Below are 7,828 nucleotides of genomic sequence, written 5' to 3' on the forward strand. Positions count from 1 at the left end.
CGACAAGACACCGGACCACACCGCCACTGCCGTCATCGGCGACGTCTGGTTCTCGTCGCGGAGCACCGGGCCTTCGTGAAACCGGAACGCCGGAAATTTTCCGGCCCCCTGTCGGACAGGCGTCCGCTCGCACGTCCTTTGGCCGAACTCCGGCCCCGACGGCACGGATGATGAAAAGGGAGAATCCAATGAGGAAGATCATTACTGCGACATTCGTCAGCCTCGACGGCGTCATGCAGGCGCCTGGCGGGCCGGAAGAAGACCCTGTCGGCGGCTTCAAATTCGGTGGCTGGACGTTCCATTACTGGGACGACGTCGGGGGCGCCTTTATTGGTGAGACCTTCGCAAAACCCTTCGCGCTGCTCCTCGGGCGCAAGACCTACGACATCTTCGCCGCGCACTGGCCGTACCAGAAGAGCGGTCCGATCGCCGACAGCTTCAACGCCGCGACCAAATATGTAGCAACGCACCGGCCCGATACGCTGTCGTGGCAAAACAGCCGGTGGCTGGGCGACGACGTCGTGGCCGCACTGCGCCAGCTCAAGCAGGAGGACGGCCCCGACCTGCTCATCCAGGGATCGAGCGAACTCATCCAGACCTTGCTCGCCAATGACTTGATCGACCAGATCAGCCTGCTGACCTTCCCGCTGGTGCTGGGCAAGGGCAAGCGGCTGTTCGGCAGTGGCGCAATTCCGGCGGCCTTCAAGCTGAGCCGCTCACAGGTATCGACCACCGGCGTCATCATGGCGACCTATGAACGTGGCGGTGAGATCAAGACCGGGTCCTTCGCCCAGGAACAGCCGTCCGAAGCCGAGATCGAGAGACGCCGGACCTGGAAATAAACGACCGCGCACAGCGCTAGCAGCAAAGGGATGGCCGGACACCACCGGCCGTCCCTTTGCAATTCTGCCGATCACGCCGCCTGTTGCCGCCGCGCCAGCCCGTCGCGGATACACGCGGCAAATTCTCGAGCCGCCGGCCCGACACCATGCTTCGGCAGATGCAAATTGATCGAGAAATTCGGCAAGGCCGGCAGCTCCGGATCGGCGGACAGAATGTCGAGATCGCTGGGCACAGTGGAGGCCAGCCAGGTCGTGACGGCCAGGTCCGAACGCACCGTCGCCGTCGTCGCGTCGAGGTTGCCGTTCTCGAACACGGTCCGCCATTCCAGCCCATGCTCGTTGAGCGCCGCCAGCACCGCCGGGCGAAAGGCGCAGGTGTCGGCCACCATCGAAACCGGCACAGGCCGCTTGCGGCGGGCTATGCCGCCCCTCGCGCCCACCCAGACCAGCCGGTCGATGGCGAGACATTCGCCGGTGGACGGACCGACCGGTTCCTCGATCACGGCAAGGTCTATCGTGCCAGTTGCCAATGCCGCCGAAAGCTCCGGCGACGAGGCGCAGACCAGCGAAATCTCGACCTGCGGATAGGTCTCGGCATAGGTCTTCAGCACCGGTGCAAGCATGGTGCCGACTAGATCGTACGGCACGCCGAGCCGCACCTCACCGGCGACCGCACTGGTCCCCATCTCGGCCCAGATCTCGTCATTGAGGGAGAGCAGGCGCTTGCCCTTGCCGAACAGTCGTTCCCCGGAACGGGTCAGCCGCAATCCGCGCCGGTCCCGCTCGAACAGGCTGGAGCCGAGAACCTCCTCCAGCCGTTTGATCTGCTGGCTGACGGCGCCCTGCGTAAGATGCAGCGCGTTCGCCGCCGCCGTCATGCTGGCCTTGTCGGCGACAGTGACGAAGGTCCGGATCAGGGCCGTGTCGAGATTGCGGATCATGGTTGATATTATATTCTCTAATGCTAACCATAGCAAACATTGCATTTACTGATGCATGACAATGCTTAGCATGCTGGATTCCCAACAGAGGAAACAGCATGTTTGAGGCCATCCTTCCGCTCGTCCTGTTTGCGCTGGTCTCGACCTCCACGCCCGGCATGGCCACGACCTTGTCGACAGCGTCGGGGGCGCAGTTCGGCTTTCGCCGCTCGGTTCCGCTGATGGCCGGAAGTGCTGCCGGCCTGGCCACGGTGGCCGCGGCAGGTGCGGCCGGGCTCGCCGGCCTGCTGGCGGCGGCTCCGTCCCTGCAACTGGCGATGAAGATAGCCGGATCGCTCTATCTGATCTGGCTCGCCGTCAAGATCGGCCGCAGCGACCCACCCAATCTGGACGTGACCATGGCAAAGCCGAATAGCTTTTTCGGCGGCGCCGGCCTGCAATGGACGAACCCCAAGGGCTGGGCCATGGGACTCGGCGCTGCGGCGTCGTTTGCCGCACTCGCCGACGGACCGCTGCAGCTTGCCTTTCTGCTCGGCGCGGTCTTCGGCATGGCAGCCGCGCTGTCGCTGTCGGCCTGGTGTGTGGCCGGCACTCTGCTCGCCCGATTGCTTAGAACCGAGCGTCAGTGGCGGGTGTTGAACATTGCGCTCGGCCTGCTGCTCGCCGCCTCGATCATCCCGATGTGGCGAACAGCCTAAACGCCTGAGTTCCTCTCCCCACCTCCGTGGGGGCGAGGAACCCAAATTTTGCGAGGGCGCCAGTCCCCCCTCGGCTCTCAAGCCGCGTAGCGTGCCGCCGGTTTGTCAGCATGCAAGCTGCCGTAGAAGACTTGCCGAGCGCCAAGGAAGATGTCCAGCTTGGCCGCATCGGCAAGCGCTGGTGCAGTGACGGCTTCACCCCTGGCAAGGCCGACAAGTGCTGCATCCACCAGATCGTCGGCCGTCATGATGATCTCCTTCGGGAGGCTATCGATATCGCTGCCCGCAAGTTCCCAGAACTCGGTTCGCGTGGCCCCTGGCAGCACCACCTGCGCCTTCACCCCGGTGCCGGCGACTTCCCGCTGCAATGCCTCGGTGAAGTTGACGACATAGGCCTTGGTGCCGCTGTAGATGCCGCCGAACGAGGTGTCGAAGGCCAGCACCGAGGCGATGTTGACGATGGCGCCGCGGTTGCGCGACAGCAGTCCCGGCAGCACCGCGCGCGTCAAGCGTGTCAAGGCGACGACATTGACCTTGATCATCCGCTCGGCCACGTCGGCGTCGGCCGTTGCCACGACCTGCGCGCCCCCAAGACCGGCATTGTTGACCAGCAGCGTCACGCTGTCGTCGGTTGATATAACCTGCTCGACGCGGCGCACATCGTTGTCGTCGGCAAGATCGGCGCTGATCACACTGACTTTGCGGCCGTATTCGGCGCGCAGCTTGCCGGCCAATTCCTCGAGCCGGTCGGCACGCCGCGCCACCAGCACCAGATCATAGCCTTGGCCGGCGAGCCGGTCCGCATAAACAGCGCCGATGCCCGACGAGGCGCCGGTGACAACCGCCGTGCCCTTGTTGTTCTGTCCGCTCATTGTCCTGTTCCTTTTTTCGGTTGATCTGCTTCGCTTCGAACTGGCTGCAGGCACCGTGGGCGATCGCCCTCGCCTACCGGCAAAGCCATGCGACTTAATTAGTGGCATATGCCACTGTTTGCGAAGTAGGTATATGCCACTATCTTGTCAATGATCGACGCGGGGATTATTTGTGAGGCAGCGAACGGACATCATGTCGCGTCGCCAAGGACCAATCATGTCGAAAGCCGCCCTTCCGGGCCTGACCCTTTGCAACAACGCCGTGCTGCGCCGCGCGACGCGCAAGCTTGGTCAGTTCTATGACGATGTGGTCGCCCCGTCGGGCCTGAAGGCCACTCAGCAAGGCCTGCTCTACCAGATCCATATCGGCGACGAGCCGGCCATGGGCGCCATCGCCGCGGCCCTGGTCATGGACCTGTCGGCGCTCGGCCATACGCTGAAGCCGCTGATCCGCGACGGTTATGTCGAGACTTTCACTGATCCGGATGACCGCCGTATCAAGCGCGTGCGGCTGACGCCGCAGGGCCTGATCAAGCTCGATGAGGCCATGAAGCTGTGGCGCGTCGCCCAGCAGCGTTTTGAGGACATGGTCGGCAAGGAGCACGCGGCAATGTTGCGCGCGGCGCTGGATGACATCGCCGCGCTGGATTTCGGTATACCGTCGGCAGCGACCTGAGGTCTCGGACGGCCGGCGGTAGCCAGAACTTATTCTGCCGGCATGGCCACCGCCCGGGCGGCCCGGTGGCCGGCCAACATCACGCCAAGGCCGAGGATCGGGAACACTGCGGCGACCAGGCCGAGATCGGCCGGCGCGCCATAGCGCAGCACCGCGCCGCCGACCACCGCGCCCAGCGCCACGCCGAGATAGAGCGCCGAGGCGTTGAGAGACAGCACGATCGGTGCGGCATCGGGCGCCAGCTTGATGATGCGGCTGGCCTGCGCCGGCGGGAACGCCCAGCCAACGATGCCCCATGGCACCATCATGGCCATCAGCGCCGGTCCGGCGATGCTGTGCGGCAGGAAGGTCGGGATGACCGATAGCATGACCAGCATCCCTGCACTGAGCGCCAGCGACCAGCTGACGGTACGCGTCGCGCCGAAGCGGTCTGCCGCCTGCCCGCCGGCAATGTTGCCGATGACGGCGCCGACACCAAAGGCCAGAAGCATGCCGGGCAGCGCGATCGCGCTCAAGCCACCGCCTTCGATGGCCAGCGGCGCGACGAAAGCAAAGACGGTGAAGGCGCCGATCAGTGCCAGGACCGTCGTCACAAGAATAGGCATGACGCCCGGGCGCAGTGCCGCTGCCAGCCGGCGCTTCAGCGGCAGCCTGGTGCCGACAATGCCCTTCGGCAGCCGGTACCACAGGATCGCGCCGGCCAGCGCGCCAAGCCCGGCGATGGCAAAGAACGTGCCGCGCCAGCCCGCAATGGTCGCGACAAGCGCGCCGAGCGGCGCGCCGACCGCCACCGCCACCGTGGTGCCGCCGACGACGACGGCAATGGCGCGGGCGCGGTGATGATCATCGACAAGCGCCACGGCCGTCCCTTGCGCCGTCGCCGCAAACAGGCCGGACGACAGCGCCATGACGATGCGCGCGATCAGCAGCAATTCGAACGACGAACTCAGCGCCGCCGCCAGATTGCCCAGCACGAAAAACACCAGCGTCCACAAGATGACGCGCCGCCGGTCCCATTCGCCGGTAAGCGTCGCCAGGATCGGTGTACCAAGCGCATAGGCGAGCGCGAAGGCGGTGATCAGCGTCCCGGCGAGTGGAACGGAGATGGCGGCATCGGCCGCGATGTCGGGCAACAGGCTTGAAATGACGAAGCCTTCGGTCGCGATCGTGAATGATCCGAGCGCAAGCCAGATGAGGCGCTTGTCCATGGATTCTTCCTTAGTTCAAAGGTTATTGAACAATTGGACATAACAGGGCATGATGTCAATGAAGCCTCGCGAAAATAGCTGACCCCTGCTGACAACCCTGTGTCAGGACAGGGCATAAATGTAGAAACTGTGTGCACTCGCCAAAGGAGGAGATGCGTTGAAATCAGCCCCGATTGTGCTTAATTCCTGGGCATGACCTTGCCCCATCCCACCGCCGACCAGATCAGCCTGCCGAACGTGCTTGCCGTGCTCGGCGATCCCACGCGGCTGGCCATCGTGCGCTATCTCGCCAGCAAGGAAGGCGTGCCGCTGAACTGCAGCCAATTCCTGGATCTCGGCTCGAAGACCAATCTGAGCTATCATCTGGCCAAGTTGCGCGAGGCCGGCGTCACTCGCGCCGAGGTGGTCGGCACCAGCCGGCTGATCACGCTGCGCCGCGACGACCTCGATGCCCGCTTTCCGGGCCTGCTCGACAGCGTCATCGCCGCTGCCGTCGACGATACTGCACTGCCCGCAGTCGGCGCCAACGAGATCAAAATCCAGGCATAGCCGTCTCCCGCACCCGCCAGTACCGAGCACAACTCGCCAGGATTGGTTAGTGTCCTGGCAGTCCTCCTGCTATGCCATGCTTCGACCCAACGGAGTTTCCCATGCGCATTGCCGTCCTCGCCGATATTCACGGCAACGTCCTCGCCCTGGACGCTGTGCTCGACGACCTGCGGCAGCGCGGCAGCGCCGACCTCATCGTCAATCTCGGCGATTGCGTCTCCGGCCCGCTCTGGCCGCGCGAAACCATGGAGCGGCTTGAAGCGCTTGCCCTACCGACGGTGCGCGGCAATCACGACCGCCGCGTCGCCCACGACACTGCCGATGAAACCATGTGGCCGTCCGACCGCTACGCGCAGGAGCGGCTGACGGCGGCGCAGCGCGAGGCGCTGTTCGCCTTGCCCCTCACGCTGGAGATCGCGCCTGGGGTAACCGCCTTCCATGCCCGGCCCGACCACGACGAAAAATACCTGACCGATACGATAGCCGACGGCCGGCTGGTGCGCGCACCGCTGGCCGTCATCAAGCGACGGCTGGCCGCGCTCGATCCCGCTTGCCGCATCGTGCTGTGCGGCCATAGCCACCGCAGCGAGCTGATCCGTATCCCCGACGGCCCGGTCATCTTCAATCCGGGCAGCATCGGCTGCCCCGCCTACGACGATTCGACACCGCCGGCGCATGTTTCCGAGCAAGGCTCTCCGCATGCACGCTACGGCATCGTCGAACTGGGCGAACCGGGCCGCCCCGACCGCTTCGAGGCCATCGCCGTCGACTACGATCACGAGGCGGCGGCGCGGCAGGCCGAACAGGCGGGACGGCCGGAATGGGCCCACGCGCTACGCACCGGATTTATGCCGGGCTGAACGCGGAACGCGTTCATGCCGCCAGGCTGAACCGCCTTCATGCCGGGGTCGCATTTTCGGGCTTACATAGCGCCATGTCGTCCCTTATAAAATCGACCCGGCATGCGGTGGCGTTTCCGTGCCTGGCCGCGCCTTCGGTAATGCATTTATCGCCCACGGCCAAATGATGAGGCGCACCGTTACGCTCCGAACGACGCTGTACGCGCTGATTGCGGCCCCTCTCCTGCTGCCGGCACTGCCGGCCAGGGCCGAGGAGGCGCCTTTCGTTTCCATCGTGACCGACCTCGCTCCAGGCGATCTCCTGAACGTCCGCGCCACGGCATCGGCGATGGGCAAGATCCAGGCCCGGCTGCCGAATGGTACGAGCGTGAACAATCTCGGCTGTAATGACGTCAATGGCTATCGCTGGTGCAAGGTCGCGGAAATCGACAACCCGCAGCTGACCGGATGGGCTCCCGCGCGCTACCTGGACCCCGAGAATCCTGCGGCCGTTGAGGATACCGAAACGACCGGCGAAGGCACGGCCCCTGCAGCCGAGGCCTCGAACCCGGCAACTGCGGATCAGCCGCTGCCCGACCTGACGGCGCGCTTGGGCGCGGCCGATCCCGAAACCACGATGACAGCAGCTGACGCAATCGGCAGGGCGGCCATCGAGGATGCCCTGGCGCTCGCGGCCAGCGGAAATCCGCCGACCGGGGAGATGCCGGCGCTCGCGGCAACGGAGGACGCCATCCAGAATCGCGCCGCCAATGCGGCGCCTCCGGCCGACGCACAAACCGTTGCGCGGCTGCAGCCCCCAGGCAGGCCCGCGCCGGCCCTGGGTGCCCGCAACGAGATTCCTTGCGCACGCTATGTCGGCCAGCCGATGACCAGCTGCAAGGCAGGTGTCGTCCACGCGGGCGACAAAGCCGAGGTGACCGTGACCTGGCCCGATGGCGGCACGCGCGTCATCAGCTTCCAGGCCGGCCGGCCCGCCGGCTCGAATGCATCAGGCGAATTCCGCTATACGCGCGAGGGCGGCCTGAACCTGATCCGGGTCGGCGTTTCCGAACGCTTCGAGATTACGGATCAGTGGTTAGGGGAATAAGGCAGTAGGGCAATACGTTTAAAAGGCGCTCGAACCTCTACCTACTGCCCTACTGCCCTACTGCCCTACTGCCCTACTGCCCTACTGCCCTACTG

At 65.0% G+C, this 7,828-nt stretch carries 9 protein-coding genes; 6 read left to right on the forward strand and 3 right to left on the reverse strand.

Annotation, left to right across the window (positions count from 1 at the left end; all coding sequences use genetic code 11):
- The first annotated feature begins 188 nt into the window (after window positions 1-188).
- Window positions 189-842 carry a dihydrofolate reductase family protein gene (locus E5W87_RS11710; protein WP_292397192.1) on the forward strand — a complete coding sequence of 218 codons (654 nt, stop codon included), beginning with the start codon at window positions 189-191 and terminating at the stop codon, window positions 840-842.
- Between the two features lie 71 nt (window positions 843-913).
- Here E5W87_RS11710 and E5W87_RS11715 read toward each other — a convergent pair whose 3' ends face one another.
- Window positions 914-1,783, reverse strand: coding sequence for a LysR substrate-binding domain-containing protein (locus E5W87_RS11715; RefSeq protein ID WP_292397195.1), 870 nt, complete (start codon window positions 1,781-1,783; stop codon window positions 914-916).
- 98 nt (window positions 1,784-1,881) lie between these two features.
- Here E5W87_RS11715 and E5W87_RS11720 point away from each other — a divergent pair, with 98 nt between their 5' ends.
- Window positions 1,882-2,481 (forward strand): LysE family translocator, encoded by a 600-nt coding sequence (locus tag E5W87_RS11720; RefSeq protein ID WP_292397198.1) that lies wholly within the window; start codon window positions 1,882-1,884, stop codon window positions 2,479-2,481.
- A 77-nt stretch (window positions 2,482-2,558) separates the two neighbouring features.
- Here E5W87_RS11720 and E5W87_RS11725 read toward each other — a convergent pair whose 3' ends face one another.
- A complete protein-coding gene (locus tag E5W87_RS11725; RefSeq protein ID WP_292397201.1) occupies window positions 2,559-3,353 on the reverse strand; it encodes an SDR family oxidoreductase in 795 nt (264 codons plus the stop codon).
- Window positions 3,354-3,570: 217 nt separating this feature from the next.
- On the opposite strand from E5W87_RS11725, the gene E5W87_RS11730 reads away from it, so the two are divergent.
- On the forward strand, window positions 3,571-4,029 hold the full coding sequence (locus tag E5W87_RS11730) for a MarR family winged helix-turn-helix transcriptional regulator (protein WP_292397204.1): 459 nt from the start codon (window positions 3,571-3,573) through the stop codon (window positions 4,027-4,029).
- 29 nt (window positions 4,030-4,058) lie between these two features.
- Here E5W87_RS11730 and E5W87_RS11735 read toward each other — a convergent pair whose 3' ends face one another.
- Window positions 4,059-5,237: an MFS transporter gene (locus E5W87_RS11735; protein ID WP_292223687.1), complete on the reverse strand. Its 1,179-nt coding sequence runs from the start codon at window positions 5,235-5,237 to the stop codon at window positions 4,059-4,061.
- Window positions 5,238-5,429: 192 nt separating this feature from the next.
- On the opposite strand from E5W87_RS11735, the gene E5W87_RS11740 reads away from it, so the two are divergent.
- The 3 genes from E5W87_RS11740 to E5W87_RS11750 all read left to right on the forward strand — a co-directional run bounded on the left by E5W87_RS11740 (window position 5,430) and on the right by E5W87_RS11750 (window position 7,733).
- Window positions 5,430-5,786, forward strand: coding sequence for a helix-turn-helix transcriptional regulator (locus tag E5W87_RS11740; protein WP_292397207.1), 357 nt, complete (start codon window positions 5,430-5,432; stop codon window positions 5,784-5,786).
- 101 nt (window positions 5,787-5,887) lie between these two features.
- Window positions 5,888-6,646 (forward strand): metallophosphoesterase family protein, encoded by a 759-nt coding sequence (locus E5W87_RS11745; RefSeq protein WP_292397211.1) that lies wholly within the window; start codon window positions 5,888-5,890, stop codon window positions 6,644-6,646.
- 118 nt (window positions 6,647-6,764) lie between these two features.
- On the forward strand, window positions 6,765-7,733 hold the full coding sequence (locus E5W87_RS11750) for an SH3 domain-containing protein (protein ID WP_367118818.1): 969 nt from the start codon (window positions 6,765-6,767) through the stop codon (window positions 7,731-7,733).
- The last annotated feature ends 95 nt before the right edge of the window (window positions 7,734-7,828 follow it).

This window comes from Mesorhizobium sp. (genome assembly GCF_004962925.1).
GTDB lineage: Bacteria > Pseudomonadota > Alphaproteobacteria > Rhizobiales > Rhizobiaceae > Mesorhizobium.